19 protein-coding genes are annotated in these 23,094 nt (G+C 55.4%); 10 read left to right on the top strand and 9 right to left on the bottom strand.

The window, feature by feature from the left end:
- Window positions 1–7: 7 nt before the first annotated feature.
- From AABB31_RS00450 to AABB31_RS00435, 4 genes are read right to left on the bottom strand one after another with little or no spacing between them, the layout of a single operon-like run.
- A complete protein-coding gene (locus AABB31_RS00450) occupies window positions 8–2,059 on the bottom strand; it encodes an FAD-dependent oxidoreductase (RefSeq protein WP_342075098.1) in 2,052 nt (683 codons plus the stop codon).
- Between the two features lie 3 nt (window positions 2,060–2,062).
- The gene (locus AABB31_RS00445; protein WP_342075099.1) at window positions 2,063–3,301 is read right to left on the bottom strand and encodes a Tm-1-like ATP-binding domain-containing protein; all 1,239 of its coding nucleotides are present in this window, start codon (window positions 3,299–3,301) and stop codon (window positions 2,063–2,065) included.
- Window positions 3,302–3,321: 20 nt separating this feature from the next.
- Window positions 3,322–5,787, bottom strand: coding sequence for an FAD-dependent oxidoreductase (locus tag AABB31_RS00440; RefSeq protein WP_342075100.1), 2,466 nt, complete (start codon window positions 5,785–5,787; stop codon window positions 3,322–3,324).
- Window positions 5,784–7,136, bottom strand: a complete 1,353-nt coding sequence (locus AABB31_RS00435) for an aspartate aminotransferase family protein (RefSeq protein ID WP_342075101.1) — start codon at window positions 7,134–7,136, stop codon at window positions 5,784–5,786. Before AABB31_RS00435 ends, AABB31_RS00440 begins: the two co-directional genes overlap by 4 nt.
- Before the next feature lie 128 nt (window positions 7,137–7,264).
- Here AABB31_RS00435 and AABB31_RS00430 point away from each other — a divergent pair, with 128 nt between their 5' ends.
- The 4 genes from AABB31_RS00430 to AABB31_RS00415 all read left to right on the top strand — a co-directional run bounded on the left by AABB31_RS00430 (window position 7,265) and on the right by AABB31_RS00415 (window position 11,848).
- Window positions 7,265–8,200 (top strand): tripartite tricarboxylate transporter substrate-binding protein, encoded by a 936-nt coding sequence (locus tag AABB31_RS00430; RefSeq protein ID WP_373634751.1) that lies wholly within the window; start codon window positions 7,265–7,267, stop codon window positions 8,198–8,200.
- 84 nt (window positions 8,201–8,284) lie between these two features.
- Complete coding sequence (locus tag AABB31_RS00425; RefSeq protein ID WP_342075102.1) at window positions 8,285–8,824, top strand: tripartite tricarboxylate transporter TctB family protein; 540 nt, start codon at window positions 8,285–8,287, stop codon at window positions 8,822–8,824.
- A gap of 11 nt (window positions 8,825–8,835) precedes the next feature.
- On the top strand, window positions 8,836–10,356 hold the full coding sequence (locus tag AABB31_RS00420; RefSeq protein ID WP_342075103.1) for a tripartite tricarboxylate transporter permease: 1,521 nt from the start codon (window positions 8,836–8,838) through the stop codon (window positions 10,354–10,356).
- Window positions 10,357–10,360: 4 nt separating this feature from the next.
- Window positions 10,361–11,848, top strand: a complete 1,488-nt coding sequence (locus tag AABB31_RS00415; RefSeq protein ID WP_373634750.1) for an aldehyde dehydrogenase family protein — start codon at window positions 10,361–10,363, stop codon at window positions 11,846–11,848.
- 12 nt (window positions 11,849–11,860) lie between these two features.
- Here AABB31_RS00415 and AABB31_RS00410 read toward each other — a convergent pair whose 3' ends face one another.
- Together AABB31_RS00410 and AABB31_RS00405 are read right to left on the bottom strand one after the other, a co-directional pair.
- Window positions 11,861–12,604 (bottom strand): IclR family transcriptional regulator, encoded by a 744-nt coding sequence (locus AABB31_RS00410; protein ID WP_342075104.1) that lies wholly within the window; start codon window positions 12,602–12,604, stop codon window positions 11,861–11,863.
- Window positions 12,605–12,761: 157 nt separating this feature from the next.
- Window positions 12,762–13,370, bottom strand: a complete 609-nt coding sequence (locus AABB31_RS00405; RefSeq protein ID WP_342075105.1) for a TetR/AcrR family transcriptional regulator — start codon at window positions 13,368–13,370, stop codon at window positions 12,762–12,764.
- A 69-nt stretch (window positions 13,371–13,439) separates the two neighbouring features.
- Between AABB31_RS00405 and AABB31_RS00400 the strand changes: the two genes are divergently transcribed.
- From AABB31_RS00400 to AABB31_RS00375, 6 genes are all read left to right on the top strand, one after another.
- Entirely contained in the window at window positions 13,440–13,973 is a 534-nt protein-coding gene (locus AABB31_RS00400; protein ID WP_342075106.1) for a redoxin domain-containing protein, read from the top strand.
- A gap of 538 nt (window positions 13,974–14,511) precedes the next feature.
- Window positions 14,512–16,278 carry a Mu transposase C-terminal domain-containing protein gene (locus AABB31_RS00395; RefSeq protein WP_342075107.1) on the top strand — a complete coding sequence of 589 codons (1,767 nt, stop codon included), beginning with the start codon at window positions 14,512–14,514 and terminating at the stop codon, window positions 16,276–16,278.
- Window positions 16,256–17,113, top strand: coding sequence for a TniB family NTP-binding protein (locus AABB31_RS00390; protein ID WP_373634749.1), 858 nt, complete (start codon window positions 16,256–16,258; stop codon window positions 17,111–17,113). The genes AABB31_RS00395 and AABB31_RS00390 overlap by 23 nt, the downstream gene beginning before the upstream one ends.
- The gene (locus AABB31_RS00385) at window positions 17,059–18,045 is read left to right on the top strand and encodes a TniQ family protein (RefSeq protein WP_342075109.1); all 987 of its coding nucleotides are present in this window, start codon (window positions 17,059–17,061) and stop codon (window positions 18,043–18,045) included. Before AABB31_RS00390 ends, AABB31_RS00385 begins: the two co-directional genes overlap by 55 nt.
- Before the next feature lie 88 nt (window positions 18,046–18,133).
- Complete coding sequence (locus tag AABB31_RS00380; RefSeq protein ID WP_342075110.1) at window positions 18,134–18,721, top strand: endonuclease; 588 nt, start codon at window positions 18,134–18,136, stop codon at window positions 18,719–18,721.
- A gap of 346 nt (window positions 18,722–19,067) precedes the next feature.
- Window positions 19,068–20,150: an IS481 family transposase gene (locus AABB31_RS00375; RefSeq protein WP_342074941.1), complete on the top strand. Its 1,083-nt coding sequence runs from the start codon at window positions 19,068–19,070 to the stop codon at window positions 20,148–20,150.
- 8 nt (window positions 20,151–20,158) lie between these two features.
- Here the strand turns inward: AABB31_RS00375 and AABB31_RS00370 are convergent, their stop codons facing one another.
- The 3 genes from AABB31_RS00370 to AABB31_RS00360 form a co-directional block, all read right to left on the bottom strand.
- Complete coding sequence (locus tag AABB31_RS00370) at window positions 20,159–20,725, bottom strand: hypothetical protein (protein WP_342075112.1); 567 nt, start codon at window positions 20,723–20,725, stop codon at window positions 20,159–20,161.
- Window positions 20,710–21,756 carry a hypothetical protein gene (locus AABB31_RS00365; protein WP_342075113.1) on the bottom strand — a complete coding sequence of 349 codons (1,047 nt, stop codon included), beginning with the start codon at window positions 21,754–21,756 and terminating at the stop codon, window positions 20,710–20,712. Before AABB31_RS00365 ends, AABB31_RS00370 begins: the two co-directional genes overlap by 16 nt.
- Window positions 21,757–21,884: 128 nt before the next feature.
- Window positions 21,885–22,985, bottom strand: coding sequence for an endonuclease/exonuclease/phosphatase family protein (locus tag AABB31_RS00360; RefSeq protein ID WP_342075114.1), 1,101 nt, complete (start codon window positions 22,983–22,985; stop codon window positions 21,885–21,887).
- Window positions 22,986–23,094 lie beyond the last annotated feature (109 nt).

The following is a 23,094-nucleotide window of genomic DNA, read 5'->3' as shown; positions in this document are numbered from 1 at the left end:
GACGGCCTTACCGAGGAAACAGCACCGGCGTTTCGCGTTTGTAGATGCCGTTTTTCGGCTCGTCACCGATCCGTTTGCGCGCTTCGGCATGACCCGAGAACACTGCCGCCTGAATGATGCCGGGGGCCAGACAATCACCGATGCCGCTGACTTTGTCCGCCAGTTCCGACATATCCTTGAGCGCAGTCAACAGTCCGTCTGAGGGGTTGCGGACACCGACGCTGATCAACGTACCGCCAGCAATATCCGACATGTCAGTACCGCTGTCACTGCGGGTGACTTTCAATGCTGATCCGGTCCATGACTTCACGGTGGTGTTGGGATGCATGTGCACGCCAAGCTCAACCATCTGGTCCAGAACACGCGGGCTTTCTAACGTATACCCCATCCATTCCGCAATTGAGGGCAGGGGGCAAACCAAATGCACCTCATGTCCAAGTGAGGCCAGATGCGCGGCCAATACATTGCCCATGTAGTAATGATCATCATCATAGATCACGACCGGCCCGTTGATTTCTGCACCTGCCATGACGTCGTCTGGCGTGATCGCATGCTCTGCAAAGCCATCAATCGCGCTGAACGTCGTGGCACCCGCACCGCTGTTGCACCACTTGGACCCGGTTGCGACGATGATGTTGTCCGCCTCAAAATCCGCCACATCGCCCGGCGCGATTTCACTTTCGGCGTAGAGAGAAACATTGCCCATCTGCTGCAATTGATAGAGCCGGTAGTCTTTGACACGGCCCCAGGCCGCCAGCCCTTTCAGCGCGCTTTCATGGCGCACCCGTCCACCAAACTCTGCGTCTTTTTCCGCAATGGTGACGGTGTGCCCTGCTTTCGCAAGCGTCAACGCACATTCCAGACCCGCAGGGCCGGAGCCGATGATCAATGTGTTTTCGGCCCTTGGTGCTGCAGGGATATTCTCGGGGTGCCAGCCGCGCCGCCATTCCTGCGAAATCGTCGGGTTTTGCGTACACATCAACGGCACGGAGTAAGCATCCGAGGACACGCAGACATTGCAGCCGATGCATTCACGGATATCGTCGATGCGGCCTTCTTTGACCTTGTTTGGTAGAAACGGATCGGCAATCGAAGGACGAGATGCCCCGATCAGATCGAACACACCTTTCTTGACCAGCCCGACCATCGCATCGACAGAGGTATAGCGCCCCACGCCCACCACGGGCTTTGACGTGATTTGCTTGACGTAGCCAGTGTATTTTTCCTGATGTCCCTCGTCGTCAAACCGCGAGGTGCCACTATCACGGGGCCAGCCTGCGACGTTCACGTCCCACAGGTCCGGCACGTCGGCGAGGCTTTCGATCACGGCGCGTGCTTCGTTGTCATAGGTCAGCGGGCTGCCTTCCTTAAAATCATGTGCTGGGATGCGCACGGCAACGGCCACATCCCCTGCGGCGGCTTCCATCGTGTCGTGCAGAACCTCGCGCAGCAGGCGCAGGCGGTTCTCAAACGATCCGCCGTATTCATCTGTGCGGTGGTTGTACATCGGGTTGAGGAAGTGCCAGACAAGTGCAGCATCATGGGCGGCATATACATAGACCATGTCATAGCCCGCCTGTTTGGCGCGGTGCACGGCACGTTTGTGGCTTTCGCGGAAATCCTTGATGTCTTGCTTGTCCATCGCCTTGGACTGGATCGGGTTTTGCGGCTTTAAGATACGCATGGACGAAGGCCCAAGCACGGGCGTGCCCGTATCCATGTTGCGCGCGCGAATGCCGGTATGGGCCAGCTCAATTGCAGTCAGGCTCCCGTGTTTCTTGATCCGCTCTACAAGTAGCGCATGGGATTTCACATCCGTATCGTCCCAGAATTTCTCAATCGGGAGGTTCGAGATGTCGGAGGTCGGATCAATCTCGGCCAATTGCATCGACACAACGCCCCAGCCACCTTCGGCCTTCATCTCGCGCATCCCGATAGAGCCGTTTGGCATCAGCGGGTTATGACCCGTCGCATGGGGGACTGAGAAAAAACGGTTCGGGGCCGTGATTGGCCCGATTTTTACCGGTTCAAACAGGATATCGTAGCGCGGGTCTCTCATGTCTCAGGTCTCCGTCTTGATTGTGCCATCCGCGATCCACGCATCGAAAATCTCCAGCGCCTTGTCGGCGAAGGCCTGATTGTTGATGTGGCAGTCCAGTTCAGTGAACGTGATGGGGTCAGTCATGACGCGGCGCATCTCGTCGCAGAATTCGGCAAAGGCGTCGGGGTCATGGGCAGGACCACCTTCCTTGTCCCATTCTTCAATGCCCTTGTTCGTCAGGATCACATGGGCGGGCGTGGCGGATGCTTTCAAACGTTTCGCCACTTCGCGCGCGGTTTCCCTGCGTTCTTCGGCATTCAGACCGGACGACACGATCAGGCGGTTGTGGGGGTGGAACGGGCGGTCTTTGTAGCGGTCGGGGATATCCTGCCATCCGGCAAAATCAATCAGGTCGAGACAGCCCGGAGCCACGATTTGCGGGATGCCTGCGGCACCTGCGTTCAACATGCGGTCTTCGCCACCGTTGATCACCGATCCAGCCAATAAGTTGCCCAACTCGGGCAAGGCAAAGTCCATCACACAGGCGAACCCACCACTGCGCGCGATGCTTTCATAAGCCATGCCGCCCATGCCGGTTGCATGGAAGATAGCAACATCAAAGCCGCGTTCCTCCAAAGGGCCTTTCAACAGTTTCATGTATTTTAGGCAGGACGAGCCGAGTGAAGTCATGCCAACCAAAGGGCGTTCGTTGCTTGGTATTTCCACCGCACGCGCGGCACCCAACACGGCACCTGCGGCTTGGGACAAGGACGCTTTGCACACCGGGTTCAAGCCATAAAGCCCGCCCGCCCAAAGGATCATCTGGATGTCCGCCGACAAGCGGTCAGCCGGGATGATCGGTGAAAAAGCCACGGTAGAGACTACGTATTTCGGCACGCCCAAGGGCAAGGCCTGACAGATATCCAGCGCCGCATCCGTGCCCATCGACCCACCAAGGATTACCACGCCGTCGAATTTGCCTGTTGCTTGCAAAGATCGGGCCAACGCACTTGCGCCATCAGCCATGGCTTGCATAGCGACACTTTCTTCGCCTTGATCAATCAAGGCCTGAATGGTCTGCCCGCCTGCGTCGGCCACCTGATGTTTGGAGATGTCAGTTGCCCGTTCAGGGTCACCCAACACAGAGATGTCCATGCTCATCACACCACCGCCCATAGCGCGGATGCGGTCGGCCATGTATTCTAGCTCATCATTCTTGGTGTCGTATGTGCCAACGACCAAAATGGTTTTGTCAGTCATGTCTTTCCTCCCGAAGCGCTTTAGCTGCGCATAATCTGGCCTTTGGGGTCATAGAACGGGCCAAGCTGTGCTTCGATTGCGTACATCTTGCCCGCGATCTGCACCTCGAACCCGCCTTCGTCGATCCAGGCCTTAGCCGCGCCGCCCTGTTTTTCGATTGTTGCAAGTCCGACCATCGCTTCCAGACGGAAACCCCAATCGCCTGACGTCACATGGCCCACGATCTCCCCGTCTTTCCAGATGGGTTCGTTGTGGATCAGATAGGGGCCTTCTTCGGCAGTCAGGCCCGGCACTTTGATCGACACCATGCGGTGTTTGTACGCGGGACCTTCCTCGGCTTTTTGCTGGGCCAGCCGTGCTTTGCCAAGAAAGTCGTCGTCTTTGTCCAGCTTGACCGCAAAGCCCAGACCTGTCTCATACGGCGTGTCATCTTCGGCAATGTCATGGCCGAAATGACGAAAGCCCTTTTCGATGCGACAGGCGTTCATCGCGAACATGCCCATGTGGCGCAGGCCGTGAGGCGCGCCTGCGTCGAGCAGCGCCTCGTATACACCTTCGGTGAATTCCGTCGGGAACATCATCTCGTAACCCAACTCTCCAAGAAAGGAGCGCCGGATCACCCAACCACGCGCATGAGCGACGTCAATTTCGCGGGCGGCCCCGAACGCAAACGCCTCGTTGGATAGGTCGTCATTGCTGAGAGATTGGAGAATTTCGCGTGATTTGGGACCGTGCAACGTCAATAGGCAATAGGCCGAAGTTGCATCGAAAACCTCAAAGTTCCACGACGGATCGGCGTTGGATTTCAACCAGAATTGGTCGCGCATCTGGCTAGGATGGCCCGTGACCACCATAAAGGACTGCGGTGCGATGCGGGTCACTGTGACATCCGCTTCAATCCCGCCGTTCACGTTCAAGAACTGCGAATAGACAGAAATGCCCACATCGACATCCATCTGTGCGCCGCACACATGGTTCAGCGCACGAGCGGCATCGGGCCCCTGCACAAGGATTTTCGCATACATGGATTGATCCAGCAACACAGCTGCATCCCGTGCTGCCAGACACTCGGCCTTGACCTGCTCGGACCAGGGTTTCCAGCGTAATGACGGCGTATCGGACCACTGCGGATTGTCTGCATCAAAGTACATTGGCACTTCCCAGCCAATGCGTTCTGCCATCACGGCACCTGCATCTTTGAACGCGCGGTGCAAGGGCACGCGCCGCACGCCGCGCCCGGAATGAACCTGCCGCCCGGCCCATGAAATGCCGTAGTGAAAGCCCACGCTTTCCGCAGCTCGGTCCTGATTGTACCGCGTGTTGGCCTGAAATGGATGCGCGCGCACAGCCAGCAGCGGGGCCATGGAACGTGAGGGCATACCCTCTATGAGCCATTCGGCCATCGTCAGGCCCGTTCCGCCAGAATTTAGAATACCGTTGGAGTTCATGCCGGTGGCGAGAAACACGCCCTTCACCTCGGCGGCGGGGCCCAAATATGGGCGGCCATCAGGTGTGAAACTTTCGGGACCGTTGAAAAACGTCTGAATGCCCATGGTTTCAAGCGAGGGCATGCGCGCGAACATGCGCATCAGGTCTTCCTCGACATGGTCCATGTCAAAAGGCAGTTCATCAAATTCGAAATCCTCGGGAATGCCGTCCTGTGCCCAGGCCTTGCCCTGCGCCTCAAACCCGCCAATCAGGATTTTACCTGCGTCCTCTTTCCAATAGTTCCGCTCTTCCATGATGTTGAGTATGGGTTGCGTAGAAGGCAGACCTTCCACAGGTTCTGTGACAACGTAAAAATGCTCTGCCGCATGAAGGGGCACCGTGATCCCATGGGATTTGGCGAACAGATGTGACCACATGCCACCAGCGATCAGCACTTGTTCGGTGGCAATGGTGCCTTGATCGGTGACAACACCCACAACTTTGCCATCGCGAATTTCCAAGCGTTCAACTCGCGTTTCTTCAAACACCTGCGCGCCTTTTTGGCGGGCGCCTTTGGACAATGCTATCGTGACATCCAGTGGGTTCACCTGCCCATTGGACGGCACAAAGAAGCCAGACTGTACATCGTCGATGACCAGCGCGGGCCATTGTTCTTTGACCTCTTCGGGTGACAGCATCTTGCTGGGGATACCCATGCGCGCGGCGTGATCATGTGTGCGCAACAGCTGTTCATGACGCACATTGCTAAGCGAGATATTGATCGTGCCGTTTTGCTTGTACCCCGTGCCTTGCCCGGTTTCTTCTTCCAGATCACGGAACAGACGGGCGGTGTATTTGCCTAATTCCGTTTGCGCCGTGCTGTCACGCAATTGCCCGACAATACCTGCCGCATGCCAGGTGGTTCCACTGGCAATCTTGCGTCGTTCGACCAAAACAGCAGACACCCCGCGGTGCGCTAGGTGGTAGAGCGTCGACATGCCGATGATGCCACCCCCGATGATAACAACTGGAGCCGAGGAAGGGAGTTGTTTGGTCATGCTGCTGCCAATCCTTTGTCCAGCGCTGAGAGGATATCGGCCACGTCCTGCTGGGTCACAACAAGCGGAGGCGACAGGATCAGGTTGGGGCCAGAAACGCGCACCATCACGCCATTTGCATGGGCCGTGTCGAACACCGTCTTGGTGCGCGCCGCATCTAGGGGCTTTTTGGTGGCGCGGTCTGAAACCAGCTCGAGGGCGTTCATCAGGCCTTCGCCACCGCGCACGTCGCCGACAATGTCGTGTTTGGCTTTCAATGCCTCCAGTCCGGCCATCATTTCAGCACCACGCGCGGCTGCGTTGTCGTTTACCTTTAGCCGCTGGGTTTCTTTCAGACAGGCGATTGCCGCCGCTGCGCCGACCGGGTGCCCTGAATAGGTGTAGCCAGAGGCGACATTTGCCTTGCCCGTTTCGTCGTTCTCAAATGTCTCCGCAACATGATCGGCGATCATCACCGCACCAAAAGGGAAGTAGCCATTGGTGATGGCCTTGGCTGTGACGGAAAAGTCGGGCTGAACACCCCAGTGGCGCGAACCGGACCAAGATCCCGTTCTGCCGTAGGCGGTGATCACTTCGTCGGCAATCAGCAAAATACCGTTGCGATCACAAATATCACGCACGCCGGGCATAAAGCTGGCATGCGGCGGGATCACACCGCCCGCGCCCAACACGGGCTCCATAATGAAAGCGGCAATTGTACTGGCCCCTTGGAAGTTAATCTCGTCTTCAAGGGCAGCCAGACAAAGCTGCGCTAACTTTTCGGGGTCTGTCTCATTAAACGGATTGCGGTATGTATATGGTGCGGGAATATGAAAGCAGCCCGGCAACAGCGGTTCATATTGCGTTCTGAAGTTCGGGTTGCCGTTTACCGAGGCACCTCCGGTATGGGTGCCGTGATATCCCTTTTTCAGGCTTAGGTATTTCGTCCGACCCGCTTCTCCCCGCACTTTGTGGTACTGGCGCGCAAGGCGCAACGCGATCTCTATCCCGTCCGAGCCGCCAGAGGTAAAGAACGCACGGCTCAGCCCGTCAGGGGCAAAGAACTCTCGCAGCATAAAGCTGAGTTCAATCACCGCATCATTGGAGGTGCCGCGGAAGGTTGAGTAGTATGGAAGCTGCTCAAGCTGACCAGCGATGGCTTCTTTCACTGGCGCGCATGAATAGCCCAGATTGACGTTCCACAGCCCACCTACAGCATCGATGGTTTCGTTCCCGTCAACATCCACAATGCGCACCCCGGAGCCGCCGGTGATGATCTTTGGCGGGTTGGTCAAACTGTCGGCAGGGTGGGTCATCGGGTGCCACATGTGCCGTGCATTGTTTTCCTTCAGAAAGTTGTCGTCTTTCATGGGGCGGTCCTTTCTCGGGAATGTCATCTACAGGTTGATTTCAAGAATGTTGACAGATGTTGGATTTTACGTCAAACTAAATTTCACCAACGGTGTGAATAACGCACCGATATGCAGGGGAGAAAAAAATGAAGAAAGTACTATTGGCCGGCGTGGCTTCGCTGATGGCTGTCTTGCCGGGCGTTGCCGCGGCTGAATATCCGGAAAAACCAGTTGAGTTTGTTGTTCCCTGGCCTCCTGGTGATTCCGAAGATGTGCTGACGCGCATGATTGCGGACGATTTTCAGGCCAAGTACGGCGTTCCAGCGGCCGTGGTGAACAAGCCCGGTGGCGGCGGTGGCCCATTCCCCGGCGCGGTTGAAGTCGCCAAAGCGCCCGCTGATGGCTACACGGTCGGTTCATTCATTCTTGCGGTTCCTGTGATCGGCCCAAATATCGGCATCCCAGAGCTGAACCCGAACCCTTTTGAGCCACTCGGTGCGTTCCTTACGTATCCGTTTGTGATCGTCGCGGGCGGTAATGCGCCCTATGATTCTGTTGATGAGCTGGCGGAATACGCCAAAAGCAACGACGTCGCTCTGGGTCACTACGGCGCGCCTTTGATTCCAACAAAGGTGACATTCGCACTGGCAAAGCAAAAGGGGTTTGCATTCGCTGCTGACGCGGCTTTTGACCTTCTGGATTGCAACACGCTGGCATCTGGTGACGTTGACGTAATGAACACGACCATCCAATCCATTCTGCCGTGCCTGGGTGATGTTAAGGTACTGGCATCCATCGGCGGGGAGCGCATTGGCCTGACCCCGGATACGCCTACTGTTGGTGAAATCGATCCTTCACTGGCGCTGTCTTTGTGGAATGGTTTGTTCGTGCACAAGGATACGCCTGCTGATGTGCGTGAGAAGATCATCGCCGTGGCAAAAGAAACCATGACATCTGAGCGTGCCAAGACGTACATGGCAGAGACAGGCGCATTGGTTTACTGGCAGGATGCCGCAGATACGGTAAAGCAGATCGAAGCTGACGGAATTGCGTTGGGCAAGATCAACGCGATGCTCGAATAACCTGCAAATTTGAACCAATAAGTTCGGCAAAAGGCGGGCAAAAAGTCCCGCCTTTTGCAAGTCATCGCGTATTGGAAGGTGCAGATGATCAAAGCGAAAACGCTACAGGACCTTTTTAAGAGGTATCGGCGGCCAGGCGATCTCTATTTCAGTATCGCTTTCTTGATATTCAGTCTTCTGTTGCTGCTTAGTCTACCAAACCAGAACACTTGGGCCAGCAACACCAAGCTGTTCGCGCAACCCGCCTTTTGGCCCTATGCGGCGGTGATTGCGATGGCATTTTTTGCCGTTCTTCACCTTATTTCTGCATTGGTTTCCCCGGCCTTGGAGGGCCGCTGGAAGGAGATGTGGTTCTGGTTGAGATCGGTCGAGTACGCAGGCTGGTTCATGGTCTACGTTTTGACGGTGCCGCAACTTGGCTATTTGCCGTCAACTGTTCTGTTTGCCGTCATTCTGACGTTCCGACTTGGTTATCGCAGCGCCAAGATGCTCTTGTCTGCGGCAATGTTCGGATGCGTCGTTGTTCTGATTTTCAAGACATTTCTTCAGGTGAAAGTGCCTGGCGGTGCCGCCTATGAGCTGCTGCCGACGGCGTTACGTTCTTTCATGCTGACTTACTTTTAGGATCACAGGTTATGGAAACTGTATTCGCCGGTGCGGAACTCTTGATGCGATGGGATGTGTTGGTCGCCCTGTTCATTGGCTCAATCGGGGGGGTTGTGATTGGCGCGATTCCCGGCGTTGGTGCTGCCGTCGCGATTGCCATCTTGCTGCCCGCCACGTTTTCGCTTGATCCCATTGTCGGCCTGACGATGCTCTTGGGCATTTACGGATCATCAATGTATGGCGGCGCGCTGCCTGCGATTTTGATCAATACGCCAGGCACAGCGGTCAACGCCCTGACGACCTATGATGGCTATCCAATGACCCAAGAAGGAAAGGCACAGCGCGCCTTGGCATTGGCCTACTCCGCGTCCTTCTGGGGCGGTGTTTTCGGTATTTTGTGTCTGATCCTGCTGTCGCCGCTGCTGGCGTTGATTGCGCCTCATTTCGGAAGCCGCGAGATTTTCTTGGCAGCGCTGTTAGGCATTGTTCTGGTTGTTCTGGCCCACCGGGGTCAGGTTTTTGCCGCTGGTATGCTGGCCGCCTTCGGGTTGTTGCTCAACACCGTTGGATTGGATGTAAAGTACAACCAGCGAATGACGTTTGAGCAGACTTGGCTGACGGGTGGCTTTGATCTGATCGTGGTGGTGCTGGGGCTTTTCGCGCTAAGCCAAGCCTTCCTGCTGCTGACGGACAAAGATTCAGCGCCCAAACCGCAGCCTGTCCTGGGTAGCATCTTTGGCGCGCTCAAGGAAATCTGGCTGTTCAAACGCATTGCGACAGCCGCGGGTGGTTTTGGTGTTCTGATGGGTATGATCCCGGGTGTGGGGGAATTCACCGCGCAATTCCTTTCCTACACCTATGCGCGTAAGACATCCAAATCGCCGGAGTTGTTTGGCAAAGGGTCGCCCGAAGGATTGGTAGCTTCGGAGGCTGCGAACAATGCGGTTCCTGCGGCTGCGATGATCCCGCTCTTGGCATTGGGTATTCCCGGCGAAGCACTGACTGCGATGATGCTTTCGGTGTTTTATGTTCACAACGTCATCCCCGGTCCGCAGCTGTTCCAGAACCAGCTTGATTTTGTTTATGCGCTCTATATCGCAATGCTGCTATTGAATGTGATCGTGATCGTCTTCCTGATCTTTTCCACCAACCTGCTGACCAAAGTGATCCAGATCCCGACCCGCTTTCTGGGCATGGTCATTTTGACGCTGGGTTTTGTGGGCGTGTATTCATTGCGCAACTCTGTAGTGGATTGCGCCATTGCGTCGGGCTTTGGTGTGTTGGGCCTGATCCTAAAACGCCTGAATTTGCCAGTGGTTCCAATTGTCCTTGGCATGGTTTTGGGCGGGATCATGGAGGTCAAACTGCGCTCGGCCATGATCCGGGTCAAAACGCCCCTTGATTTTGTGGAACGGCCCATTGCAGCAATCTTAGCCGTCTTGATCGTTCTGGTGATCCTTGCGCATTTCAGAACCTTGCGAAAAGAGCACAAGGTGCGTCTGGCCGAGGCAGATATCGATCACGAACTTCACGATACGCAGCAAAGGTAATCCAATGGCAGACCAAGCAAAGATCGACGCATTGCGCAACACGGCACTGACCCCGCGTGGGCTGTTGATCGACGGGCAAAGTGTGCCAAGTGTTTCGGGCAAGACAGATGACGTAATCTCGCCGCTTGATGGCACTGTCCTGACAACAACGGCAGCGGGAACTGTCGAAGACACCGAGCGCGCCATTGCCGCCGCACGCCGCGCCTTTGAAGACAAGCGCTGGCGCGGGATGCCCCCCGCTGCGCGCAAAAAGATCATGCTGAAATGGGCCGATCTGATGGAAGCAGAGGCCTTGGCGCTTGCCGTTCTGGGGGTGCGCAACAACGGGACAGAGATCAGCATGGCCCTACGCGCTGAACCCGGCTCTGCCATTGGAACCATCCGCTATTATGCCGAAGCTATCGACAAAATCTATGGTGAGATCGCACCAACGTCTGATGATACGCTGGGTCTGATTCACCGCGAAGCCATTGGCGTCGTCGCGGCCATCATCCCGTGGAATTTCCCGTTGATGATCGGCGCATGGAAGCTGGGCCCCGCCCTGGCCGCCGGGAATTCAGTTGTCCTGAAACCGTCCGAGACTGCATCCTTGTCCCTGATCCGCATGGCAGAACTGGGATTGGAGGCGGGCATCCCGCCCGGCGTTTTGAATGTGGTGACGGGCGAAGGCAAGATCGTTGGTGAGGCGCTGTCCACCTCTATGGATGTCGATGTGATCGCCTTCACCGGATCAGGCACCACGGGTCGGCGGCTGTTGCAAGCCTCTGCCGCCTCAAACATGAAACGCTGCTACCTCGAACTGGGCGGCAAGTCTGCCAACATCGTCTTCGCAGATGCCAAAAACCTTGAGGAAGCAGCCGCTGTCAGCGCCGCCGGGATATTCCGCAATTCAGGGCAGGTCTGTGTCGCAGGCTCACGGCTGCTGGTCGAACAGAGCATTCACGACGAATTCGTCAGCGCCTTGGCGAAAGCGGCGGCAGCGATGAACGTGGGTGATCCGCTTGATCTTTCCACCCATGCGGGCGCGATTAACAACGCCACGCAGTTGGCGCAGAACCTTGCCTTTGTCGAAGCGGCACAAGGAGAAGGCGGGAACGTCGTTCACGGCGGCAAGCGTATTCTGGAAGACACTGGCGGGTTCTACATGGAACCCACCATCATCACGGATGCAAAGCCAGAACATGCAGTTGTGCAGAAAGAAGTGTTTGGCCCGGTTCTTGCAGTCACTGCCTTTGCGGATGAAGCGGAGGCGATCCGTCAGGCCAATTGCACTGATTTCGGTTTGGCTGGCGGCGTCTGGACCGCAGATCTGTCGCGTGCGCACCGTATGGTGCGTGAGATGCGCACCGGTGTTGTGCACGTCAACACATACGGCGGGCCCGATGTGACCGTGCCAATGGGCGGTGTCAAACAATCAGGGAACGGGCATGACAAGTCGCTTCATGCCTTTGACAAATATGTCGATCTTAAAACGGCGTGGATCAAACTGTAACGCGTTCAACCATCAAAGGCCGGTCAATGCCAGTTCGATCTGCCTGACCGCTTCTTTGAGTTGTGGAATGAGGATCTCGCAACGCGCCGGGGTCATTTCTGATGTTGGCAATGCAATGGCGATAGACCCTGTCGGATCACCCGGTTCACTAAAAAACGGCATCGCGATGCTGGCGACATCACCTTCGAATGTGTTCCGTGTCTGCGAATACCCTTGGCTCCGAAACTGTTCTGCCTGCCGTTTTAGGTCCGTCTTTGATGTTATGGTTTCTGGCGTGATTTTCTCCCGCTTCAATGACAGGATGCGCTCTGCTGTCTCTTCGGTCGCGAAGGCGAGAAAAACGAGCCCTGACGCTGTCGCGTGATAGTTCAATATCTGTGCGGGGATGATATTCACCACGCGACCGCGATTGGGCAGTTCATGCGCTATGGTCGTCATGCCCTGCGGGCCGGGGACGCTGACGTGGACGGTTTCATTCGTCTGGCCTACCAGCCAAGTGACCACGTTCTTTGCGATCTGGCTAACAGGCACGGTCGCCTCTCTGATCCGTGCAAGGCGCAGGAAGCCGTGTCCGAGCATGTAACGTTTGGTTTCCGGAGCTTGTTCGATAAAGCCGTGCTTCATCAATGCGACAAAAATCCGGCGCGTCGCCGCTTTGTCCAAGCCGGTCATGCGTGCCATTTCGCTCAGCCCGATTTCCTTGTTGGAAAGGGAAAACTGATTAAGAACAGTGAACGCCTTGTCGACAGTTCTCATGGCATAAAGCCCTCCAATACCTTGTGACCACTAGGATTTCTTATACCAGCTTAGCGAATAACACACCACTTGGTCAGGCACTACTAACTGTTTCGTGCCAGCGGCGCTTAGAGCTGAGAATATCGGTGGGTACTTGGAAGGGATTGAGACCTTGACTTTAGAACATCAGAATAAGTCGAACGCGGTCTTCGACGTCTTGCATCATGATCTCGCTGGACCATCCAGCACGACCCCGAAACACAAACCCCTGTCGCATGTCATACATCAACCTTCCGCGTATCTTTGATGGAAATTCGTGCGGCAAGACGCCTTTTTCTTTCTCTATGTCAAACCGGGATGCAAGGCGCAGATCCGTTGCGTTGATTGCATCCTCCATCCGTTCGGCGACCCCTTCAACTTCTCCGACGCTGGTGGATACACTTGATGCCAGAAAACACCCCCGTGCGCCATGTTCGGTGTCCGTTGAATAAGTGATCACGCTGGTCAGAAAACCACGCACAGCCTTTGTAATGTCGGGCTCAGTCTCAAACGCGACGATGGGCTCACAGGCATCCACATCAGCGTAGCGATCTATGGTTTTGAGGTATAATTCACGTTTGTCGCCAAAGGCCGAATACAGGCTTGGCCCGCTGATCCCCATGGCCCGCGTCAGATCCTTCATCGAGGCACCATCATACCCCTTTGTCCAAAAGACATTCATCGCCGCCATCAAGGCTTCGTCCGTGTCAAAACTGCGGGGGCGACCCATTCTTTTTGTATCGCTCATACCATACCTCTTGACTGATCACTTCATATTTTTATATCGTTCGATATAAAAAAGCAAGGAGCAATACGAATGTCACCAAAAATGCACCCCGGGGCGAAGTTCCCTGATGTTGAAGTTCCCCAATTGGGGGGTGGTATGCTCAGGCTTGGCAAGGGAAGAAACGGTCATGATTGGCAATTGGTTATTGTGTATCGTGGCAAGCATTGCCCAGTTTGTACCGGTTATCTGAAAGACCTCAATGCTATCCTGCCTGAACTGAATGAAATTGGGATTGATCTGGTGGCTGTGTCTGCGGATGCGCACGATCTGGCGGCGGAACAAATAGGTGAGGTCGCCCCGGATTTCGACGTGGGCTACGATCTGAGCATCCCAGATATGCAGGCGCTGGGGCTATATATAACGCCACCCAATGACCGGATGCCGGTTGAGCGGCCTTTTGCGGAACCGGGTATGTTTGTTGTGAACGAAACCGGTCATGTGAAAATGATCGACATCGCAAATGTGCCGTTCCTGCGACCAGGCGTTGAATGGCTGGTCCGGGGCTTGAAGTTTGTTAAGGGCCAGACGGAGCCGTTCCCTGTTACGGGGAGCTTTGGCGTCTAGAGCCCAAGTCGATTGAAATATCTAAAGGCCGGCCTTGGGAAGGGTGCACGAACCTGTGCAACTTTTCCAAGGCTGATGCGACTGAACCCAGACAAAACCACGATCGGGTAGTCCCGAGCAAGCCAATAAAAGAAGAAGCGGCCTATTGTACGATCATCACTGACAGTGACACTTTCATCAGTGATTATGCCATCGCTTGCACTCCAAGCGCCACCCAAAAACTTCATCCTACGATTTCCCTGCTGGATGAAGAGACTTGCTGAACGTCGCTTTTATGGGCCAGTTTGCAATTCTGCATAGAGTTGTTTGATTTTTGTTATTTGTTTCGGTGTTGGGTGATGTTGTTGGCCAGATGCATCGCGGCAATATCTGAATTGTCGGCGTGCGTTTGATCAAGAGTTTTGCCAAATAATCCCAATGCGATGCTGATACTTAGAAAAACGATTCTAGCAGCACAGCCATTTGCTGTTTGTGACGGCACCGCGGATTTCGGTGCGAACCACTGGTGTCACTGTACCCTAATTAATCAGAATCACGCTTGAAATTATCGTTTGTTTTCAGCGGCGCGTTGTATCCTTATTTTTCATATTGTACCTTTAATTACCATACTGCACCCTTAATTAGCATACAGTCAGTTCTGTGGATAAGTGCTGACCAGTTGGGGCAGGGGATTGGCGTGGTCAGTGAGCGTCTTGCAAAACATCGAGCTTCGGTCCTCCGTCCGATCCTGGAGTTCGAAAAGAGGGGTGAGCCGATCAGCGCCGCAATCGGAGATGCTGCGTGGGAACTGGGTTTGGCGAAAAGTCACACCTGGTCGCTTTACCGCCGTTTGCGCGAGAACGATGGGCGGGCCGCGGCATTGGAGCTTGGTAGTCGCGGGCCGAAGCCGGGATCAAGACGGATCGCGCAAGAAGTTGAAGAGCTCATCGATGAGCGCCTGCGGCGTTACTATCTAGTGCGCGAGCGCTCCAGCTTTCTGCGCATTTGGCGAGAGATCCGATCAGAGTGCGAGGCTAAAGGTTTTCGGCCCCCAACACGTAAAACGGTAAAGGCCCGGCTTGATGCCATGGATGAGAAAGAGGTTACGCGCAAGCGCCGTGGCACAAAGGAGGCGAACAAGACCTTTGCGGCACGTCCGGGCCGACTTGCGGTCGGAACGCCGCTGGATGTCGTTCAGATCGATCACACCTTGGCCGACATCATTTTGGTCGATCACATGGATCGGCGGCCACTTGCGCGTCCCTATCTGACGGTGGCGATCGATGTCGCGACCCGGATCGTTCTTGGGGTCTTTGTCAGCTACGATGCACCATCTGTCTTGTCGATCGCCTTGTGCCTCGATCACTGCGTGCGTCAGAAATCAATCCACGTTCCCGGGACGCTGGAAGAGCTGACTTGGCCGACGTCCGGTATCCCGAAGGCGATCCATGTCGACAACGCCCAGGAGTTCCATAGCGAGGCTTTCTCCTCAGCCTGCGAAGATTGGGGCATCGCCGTCGAATACCGCCCGCCTGGCGCAACACACTTCGGTGGTCACATTGAACGTTTGATCGGAACGGCCATGGGGGCTGTTCATGTGCTGCCCGGAACCACACAATCTTCGGCGGCCGAGAAGGGCGATTACGACAGCGAGAAACATGCCGCGCTGACCCTGGCCGAGTTCCAAGACTGGCTTCATCTGGAAATTTGCCGCTATCACAATACGCGTCACGAGGCACTCGGGCGGACCCCGCTTGCTGCCTGGGCTGACTTGGGTGGAGACACCGCGGGACGGCAGGTCGTCGACGCCGAAGCCTTCCGGACAAGCTTCTTGCCCTCCGAGCAGCGCCAACTCGGGCGCACAGGCATCACGCTCTTTGGTGTGCACTATTGGAGTGATACCTTTGCGTCGTTGGTCGGACGGGCCAGCGGCAAGGTACATGTCAAGTATGACCCGAGGGACCTGTCGCAGGTCTGGGTCCTAGTCGATGATGGCCGCATGATCCCGGCGCGGTATCGGGATCTGAGCCACCCACGGATATCGCTTTGGGAAAGTCGGCGGGCGCGGAAAGAATGGCAGGAAAAGCATGGCGGTCGGATCAATGAGAAAGCCTTATTCCAGGTGATCGACGCGCAAAGACGTCTGGCCGAGGCGGCACGGCAGAAGACGAGGACCGCCCGTCTCGAGAGCGAACGCGAAACGCGGCTTCCCAAGCACCAGCCGCGCCGCGATCCGTCCCGAGAAATGTTCGCCATCGACACTGGCAACCCAGATCTCCCCACTTATCCGATTGAAGAGTTTGATGACCCCAGAAGAAAGAGTTGACCGCATCCGCAGCGATCACTGGATCGCATTCGACCGTGCCACGATTGTCCTCAACCGATTGGCGTCCCTGATGGAAATGCCTCAGCAGAGCCGGATGCCCGGCCTTATGGTCTATGGAAGCTCCGGTATCGGTAAGACCATGATCGCCAAGCGCATGGCCAGCAAGTATCCGACGCAGTACAACGCAGATCTGGGCATCACGAAGACCCCCATCCTGCTGGTTCAGGCGCCACCAGCCCCGGACGAGCGCCGGTTCTATCAGCATATCCTATCGACGATCGGAGCGCCGATGTGGGGGCGTCACACCGTCTCCGAGCTCGAAGTTCGTGCGCTCAGTCATCTTCGCGACATGGACCTGAAGATGCTGATGATCGACGAAGTGCACAACCTGCTTGCCGGGAGCTACCGGGAGCAACGCCGGTTCCTGAACATGCTGCGCTTTTTGACCAACGATCTCTGTGCCTCGCTTGTCGTCTTCGGTGTCAACGAAGCCCTGGAGGCAGTTCGAGGAGACGACCAACTGGCCCGTCGGTTGGACGAGCACTACTTACCGCTGTGGGAGGATGACGTGGAGTTCTCTCGGCTGATCCAGACGCTGATTGCGGCGATGGCGCTCGAGCAAAGGTCGGGTCTGACGGTCGCTTCACTTCGGACAATCCTGAAAGTGACCGGGGGTGTCACCTCGCGCGTGTTTATCATGGTCAAGTCTTTGGCCATTGAAGCAATCGAGAAGGGTGACGAACGGATCACTGACGAGGCGGTTCAGTCCTGGCAGCCAATATGGGCAAAGCACGCCTGGAGCATTCCGCGTCAGCCCATGGCGGAGTTCGGGTGATCCTCAAACCTTTGCCGCGTCGTCCGGTGCAGGTGCGCGACGAACTGCTCCCGAGCTGGATCAGACGATTGGCCCAAGCCAATCATTGTTCTGTCGAGGACTTCTGCGGCTATCTCGGATTGGGGCAGAGTAGGGTGCCGGAGCGTATGAAAGATCTCAGACAGGTGAACTGGGCTCGCTTTTGCTCAGCAGTTCAACAGACCCGGGATGAGATTGAGGCAATGACTCTTCCGGACACGACGCATTTACCCATTCAATGCGTATCGTCTGACGACTTCCAGATTTGCGAAAGCTGCAGAGATCAGACGCCGGGAGTGATCTTACGGCACTGGCGCTTTGCCTGGTCGTTGACTTGCGAAAACTGTGGTCGACCACTTGTGGCGAGGCATCCGTCAGATGGCCTATCAGACAGGCTGCGCCTCCGCGCTGCTCGTGGCGCGGCAGTGCTGAAGACCGCGGTCGATGCCAACGATCTCAAGCGCATGCGCCGGATCAGCCGCACGTTGGCTGTTCTGAAGATACTAGGTTTGGAATATCCCGCCTCGTTCGCGTCTCGGTGTCAGTTGCAAAGATCAGAGGCACTCGCAGCAATCGATGTGTGTACAACCCGTCCGTTGTTGGGCGCGGCAATCCTACTTTGCGGAAACGACAAGGCATTCTGGGAACTACGCCGTGCCTTTCCTTTGCACAGACGGGTGATCGCGCGGGTGCTCACGCTTTCAGAGGATATCGAGAGGCGTCTTCCACGCCTACAGAAAGCAGAGCCTGCGCCAAAGAAAGAAACGAAAGCAGCGTACCGACCAGTTGCGTCCGAAGGTGCCTTGCAGGCTGCTCGACAGGCGATCTCTGAGCTTGGGCCCGATGCAGATCGTCAGGCGCTTCTGGTACGAGCCGATACAATCTGGAAAAGCCAAAGCTGTGTCAGCCACTGACGCAGAGCCCTGTGGATATATTGTAATTAGGGGTACAGAAACCGTCGAAAATGCGTCCAATCTGCAGATTCTGATTAATTAGGGTACAGTGACAACAGAGACCTTCTATTGCGGCTGCCCGGTTGATCTCGAACAACGGACCTTTGACCGGGCGGCGTGTGACTATGTTCCTGTCAACGACAATGATCGTGCGAAACGCACCGAAGCGGAGCACATTCTGCCAGCATTCTGGATCGCCCATTTCCATCCGGGGCCCTCATGCTGGGAAAAGGACGAGGCGTGTGGAAGTGCGCGAGAATGCTGTCTCAAAAACGACGACCGTTTCAAGCGCGCACACAACGACCTTGTGAATCTTACGCCTGCCATTGGAGAACTCAACAATGTCCGGAGCAATCTGACATATGCGATTGTACCTGGAGAGGAGCGCCTCTTTGGATCGTGTGACTTCGAAACCGACAGCGATCTTCGCATCACCGAACCACGGGAGGACGTTCGAGGCGATATTGCGCGCGTTTACTTCTACATGGGTGAAACCTATGATCTTGAATTTCCCGACGAACTGCGCACGTTGCTGGACGAGTGGGATGGAACTGATCCCATCAGCCCGGCAGAAGTTGATCGTAATGAGCGCATTCGCGGTGTCCAAGGCACGGCGAACGATTTTGTCAGCCAATGAAGATGGTAGGTTGCGATCCCGAGTTTGAACCAATTCTCGCCAGGAAAACGGGTCTCCCTCACAAGACGTAAAGTGCAGACAGAAGCTCAAAGCCTTCACTGCGCTCAATTGCGACACCGAAATCCGGCGGATGAAAGGTCTCATCATCCATCAAGATGTCACGATAAGCGCGCAGATCATCTTTCAAGGCTTCGTTGACGACAACCGTTTCCTCGCGATTGAGAAGCTGTAGCAGTCGAAAGACATCACGGCGATGCTTCGCGATATCACTACCCTTTATCTGTAAAACACACGACTTGATCTGACATTTCTGCTCTTCTGGAGCGCAATCAAGGAGTGTCGATCAATGACAAGTATTCAAGAGAAGATCATCAAGCCGAAGCTGGGGCTGTTGGAACTGGCCAAACAGCTCGGAAGCGTGTCGCAGGCCTGCAAAGTGATGGGTTATTCGCGGGACAGCTTTTACCGGTTCAGAGAACTTTACGATCAGGGTGGCGAAGAAGCCCTGATGGATCTCAGCCGCCGCAAGCCGGTGATGAAAAACCGCGTGCCAGAACATGTCGAGAAGGCGGTCATCGAACTGGCCATCGACAACCCGGCTCTGGGTCAGAAACGGGCGTCGTGGGAGCTGCAGCAGAAAGGCATCATGGTGTCATCGTCGGGCGTCCGGTCGATCTGGCTGCGTAATGATCTGGAAACCATGAAAAAGCGCCTCAAGGCCCTGGAGGCCCGTGCCGCCCAAGAGGGTATCTTGCTCACCGAGGATCAGTTGGCCGCGCTGGAAAAAGCCAAGGCCAAGAAAGAAGCCCATGGCGAGATCGAGAGCCACCACCCTGGCTATCTGGGCAGCCAGGACACCTATTATGTGGGCACAATGAAGGGCGTCGGACGCATTTATCAACAGACCTTTGTCGATACCTATGCCCGCGTGGCGATCTGCAAGCTCTACACTGAAAAGACGGCAATCACCGCGGCCGACTTGCTGAACGACCGCGTGATCCCGTTCTTTGCAGAGCATGAGATCAGCCTGCTGCGCGTCCTGACAGACCGGGGCACGGAATACTGTGGCAAGGTCGAGAACCACGCCTACCAGCTTTATCTGGCCGTCGAGGACGTGGACCACACCCGAACCAAGGCCAATTCTCCGCAAACAAACGGCATCTGCGAGCGGTTCCATCGCACCATCAAGGATGAGTTCTACGACATCGCATTCCGCAAGAAACTGTATCGGTCAGTCGAAGAGTTGCAGGCCGATCTGGATGCGTGGCTGGCAAAGTACAACGAACAGCGGCCACATTCGGGACGTCACTGCTATGGCAAAACACCTATGCAGACCTTCCGCGAAACGCTACACATCGCTGTCGAGAAGACGATCAAAACGCACGACCAATCGGACAGTGCGCAACCCGTTCTCAGCGTCGCAAGCTGAGATGTCCGTCAGATCAAGTCTGAAGTTTTACACTTTATCTTGGTGTCTCCTTCAGCGCGCCTGCGTGTGAGATCGACGAACGCCCGGGCTTTGAACGGGATCAGCAGGCGTTCATCAAGCACATGTATCCCATCGACCGCACGGCGTGAGGTGATGAGCGCGTCATAGTAGTCTTTGTCGAGCAAAATTGCCGATAGGCTGAGCATGTCATCCGATACGGCGACAGTCGCTAGCTCATCTCCGACTTCGAGGTCAACGCCCGCCTCAGGGCTCGAGAAGAGCTCCAACATTTCGGGATAGCTTGTGTCTTTTGGCTTGTGGAACCGGTAGAACTCCCGCCTTTCTGCTCCGCGTTCCCGAGCTTCATATTGGCCTGCATCCAGGAACCCTTTGAGTGCGGTTCCGAAGGACGGATCGACAACTTCAACGCACAGTACCATGTCAACATCGCGCGTGGCGCGAAATTCCAAACCAACTTCCTCAAAGATCAGGGCGCAGGCAGCACCGCCGATCAAGGCGTAGCTGTCTTCATGTCCAGCAAAATGCTCCCGAAACTTCTCTATCCCCGGTACCAACGCACATTCTCCATCAGTTGGGCTGCCGCCTCTGCGACGCGCTCGTCTTCATGGGCTTGGAACTGCATGAAGAGCGACAGCGGATCAGCTTGGTTGTTCCCTGTGACAATATCTGGATCATATCGCCAAACATCGACGCCGTAACCGGCCTCTTCGAAGTCGTCGACCTCTTCACCAAACTCACCCGCTTGAAAGGACTTCCAGTCTTTGGGTCCGACAGCGAAATGCGGTCGGCTGGGAGGGTTCAGCATAGAGCGCTCAGCGAGAGCACTTTCGCCACCGGCGGCAAAAGTCTGCGGCAAAGTCGTTCCGTAATATCCCACGGGCATATCTTTGGGACGAAAGAAGTGGATCGATTTGACAGGAGACCGGAGCAACGGTCGGGCCGTTTCAAAAATCTCGTCCGGCGGCAGGCTAAACACAAGGAGCTTGCTCCGACCAAGCGGTTCGACGGATGCAAGCTTGTTGGCACTTAACTCGTCAAAGGCCCTGCCAACGGTCATGGCAGAATAGCGAAGTTTCTTTGCGAGATTGCTCGGTGTCCAGGTGTCTTGGTTCGGTATCAGCAAATGTCGGAACAGCACGACCTGCGCTGCCGGGGACAGGCTTTCTGACGAAGTGGGCATTTTGGACCTGAAATACTCACGCAGATCCATCCCAAGAGCTGGAATGTAGAGTTGGTTGTCAGGCACAACAAAGGGAAGGGCTTTTTCGATGAGTCTGGCGCGCACATGCGATGACATGGCTTCGAAGACAAAGACGATGACGTCATCGATATATTTGCGGAGGTTGGCATGCCGCTTCTCAAGCTCGGAGGGGGTAAGTTCGCTGCCTTTGGGCACAACGACAAAAAGACAAGGTGTGGAAAGCAGGTCTGCTTCGTAGAAATTAAACGCCTTCGCTAGAAACATGGGGAGCTTGTCTTTGCTCTTCCATGGTTCGAGATCGGTGCGAATATGAAGCACAGCTTGAAGGTAATTCCTCAGCCGATTGCTCAGATCTTTGGATTTCGCATTGTTGCTATCTAACATGGTTTTGCACGCTAACACTAACATGGTTAGTGTGCAAGCATATGTTAGTAATTTGCATGATTGAGCCTATCGATCTTCAATTGAGATCGATACTCATCCCCGGCATCGCTACTGGATGCCAGATAGCTTCAATCGCGCCGAGAAATCAGTCGCATGACAACAGGGAAATGATCACTCACCCCGCGCCCGGTGGTGGGGTCAAAGCGCCTCGGTTCAATAAATCCTCTGTTATCTTCATCGACCATGATTTGTTCGGAAGTCACGACCATTGAGCTAAAGCTGCCAAGATCAGCAAACCAGTTCTTGTCGCTTGGCTGAGACGGGCTCAGGGTTGAAGAGACAAGTATCATGTCAAGGAACGACCAAGTGTTCCAGTTGTTCACAAACCGGTCGACAAACTTGCTGGATCCAGGCGCCTCGCAACCCGAACGCACCAAAGGTGATGCATACCAGTTTCCGATGCGTAGCAACCTTGAGAAGCTGTCGGTGGGGCCTTCATTGCAATTCACATTGAAATCTCCGGCCGCAATTGACAGAGAGCCCACAGGTAATCCGGCAACAAGCGTGTTGAGGTTGTTCATCGCACGAATGCGGCATCGGTAGGGGTTGCCTCCTGATGGGAAATGCACACCAAAAACATGCAGGGTTTCACCATCAGGAAGCTCAAGCGGCACTTGAAGAATGTCGCGCGTCTTGCCGCAAGTCTCTTCGTCGCGGTCAAAGTCGATGACATGGGCCGTTGGTGCGCCCGCAGCAGGCAACGTCGTCAGGAGACCAACATCGATGCCGCGGCTCTCAGGTTCGTCACTCGTGTCAAGTTGGACAACACGGTATCCTGATCCCGGCAAAGTCTGTGAAACGAGATCTTCAAGCACCCGTGCGTTTTCTGTCTCTGGGACGATGATAACTTCCGGAAGTGCGCCCATTGCAAGAATGGTTTCACCAAGACGATCCAGCTTTTGTGAATAAACTGCATCGCTCCAATCAAGGGTTTTGCACTGATCCGAGTAGAAACCGCTCGGGCCGTTATGTACCTCGCACTCCGCATCATGGGCGGCCTGGTTGACTTGCTTCACCGTAAGCGGAAGGTATGTATCATCACGCGGATTACCGGGATCATTTTCAGTGTCGAAGAGATTTTCGACGTTGAACGAAACAATGGTTAGAACATCGGCACTCGCGGGTGCTGAAATCGACAGCAGTGCAATAAGGCAAGTCGCAATTCTCATAGTGGTCCCCAATCAATACTAAAATACTGATCAAAGCCTAACACCGACCAAAGCGATCTGTGAACTACCTATATCCGTCCGATGCAAACCAGTTTATGCCTATGGTTGT

The sequence above is a fragment of the Yoonia sp. SS1-5 genome (assembly GCF_038443705.2).
GTDB lineage: Bacteria > Pseudomonadota > Alphaproteobacteria > Rhodobacterales > Rhodobacteraceae > Yoonia > Yoonia rhodophyticola.
Note: the sequence above shows the minus strand (reverse complement) of the source record. Positions and strands in the feature narration are given on the sequence as shown.

Excerpts from the sequence above, each read along its gene's own strand:
- AABB31_RS00450 (WP_342075098.1), bottom strand. The coding sequence starts at position 2,059 with ATGAGAGACCCGCGCTACGATATCCTGTTTGAACCGGTAAAAATCGGG.
- AABB31_RS00445 (WP_342075099.1), bottom strand. The coding sequence starts at position 3,301 with ATGACTGACAAAACCATTTTGGTCGTTGGCACATACGACACCAAGAAT.
- AABB31_RS00440 (WP_342075100.1), bottom strand. The coding sequence starts at position 5,787 with ATGACCAAACAACTCCCTTCCTCGGCTCCAGTTGTTATCATCGGGGGT.
- AABB31_RS00435 (WP_342075101.1), bottom strand. The coding sequence starts at position 7,136 with ATGAAAGACGACAACTTTCTGAAGGAAAACAATGCACGGCACATGTGG.
- AABB31_RS00430 (WP_373634751.1), top strand. The coding sequence starts at position 7,265 with ATGAAGAAAGTACTATTGGCCGGCGTGGCTTCGCTGATGGCTGTCTTG.
- AABB31_RS00425 (WP_342075102.1), top strand. The coding sequence starts at position 8,285 with ATGATCAAAGCGAAAACGCTACAGGACCTTTTTAAGAGGTATCGGCGG.
- AABB31_RS00420 (WP_342075103.1), top strand. The coding sequence starts at position 8,836 with ATGGAAACTGTATTCGCCGGTGCGGAACTCTTGATGCGATGGGATGTG.
- AABB31_RS00415 (WP_373634750.1), top strand. The coding sequence starts at position 10,361 with ATGGCAGACCAAGCAAAGATCGACGCATTGCGCAACACGGCACTGACC.
- AABB31_RS00410 (WP_342075104.1), bottom strand. The coding sequence starts at position 12,604 with ATGAGAACTGTCGACAAGGCGTTCACTGTTCTTAATCAGTTTTCCCTT.
- AABB31_RS00405 (WP_342075105.1), bottom strand. The coding sequence starts at position 13,370 with ATGAGCGATACAAAAAGAATGGGTCGCCCCCGCAGTTTTGACACGGAC.
- AABB31_RS00400 (WP_342075106.1), top strand. The coding sequence starts at position 13,440 with ATGTCACCAAAAATGCACCCCGGGGCGAAGTTCCCTGATGTTGAAGTT.
- AABB31_RS00390 (WP_373634749.1), top strand. The coding sequence starts at position 16,256 with ATGACCCCAGAAGAAAGAGTTGACCGCATCCGCAGCGATCACTGGATC.
- AABB31_RS00385 (WP_342075109.1), top strand. The coding sequence starts at position 17,059 with ATGGGCAAAGCACGCCTGGAGCATTCCGCGTCAGCCCATGGCGGAGTT.
- AABB31_RS00375 (WP_342074941.1), top strand. The coding sequence starts at position 19,068 with ATGACAAGTATTCAAGAGAAGATCATCAAGCCGAAGCTGGGGCTGTTG.
- AABB31_RS00365 (WP_342075113.1), bottom strand. The coding sequence starts at position 21,756 with ATGTTAGATAGCAACAATGCGAAATCCAAAGATCTGAGCAATCGGCTG.
- AABB31_RS00360 (WP_342075114.1), bottom strand. The coding sequence starts at position 22,985 with ATGAGAATTGCGACTTGCCTTATTGCACTGCTGTCGATTTCAGCACCC.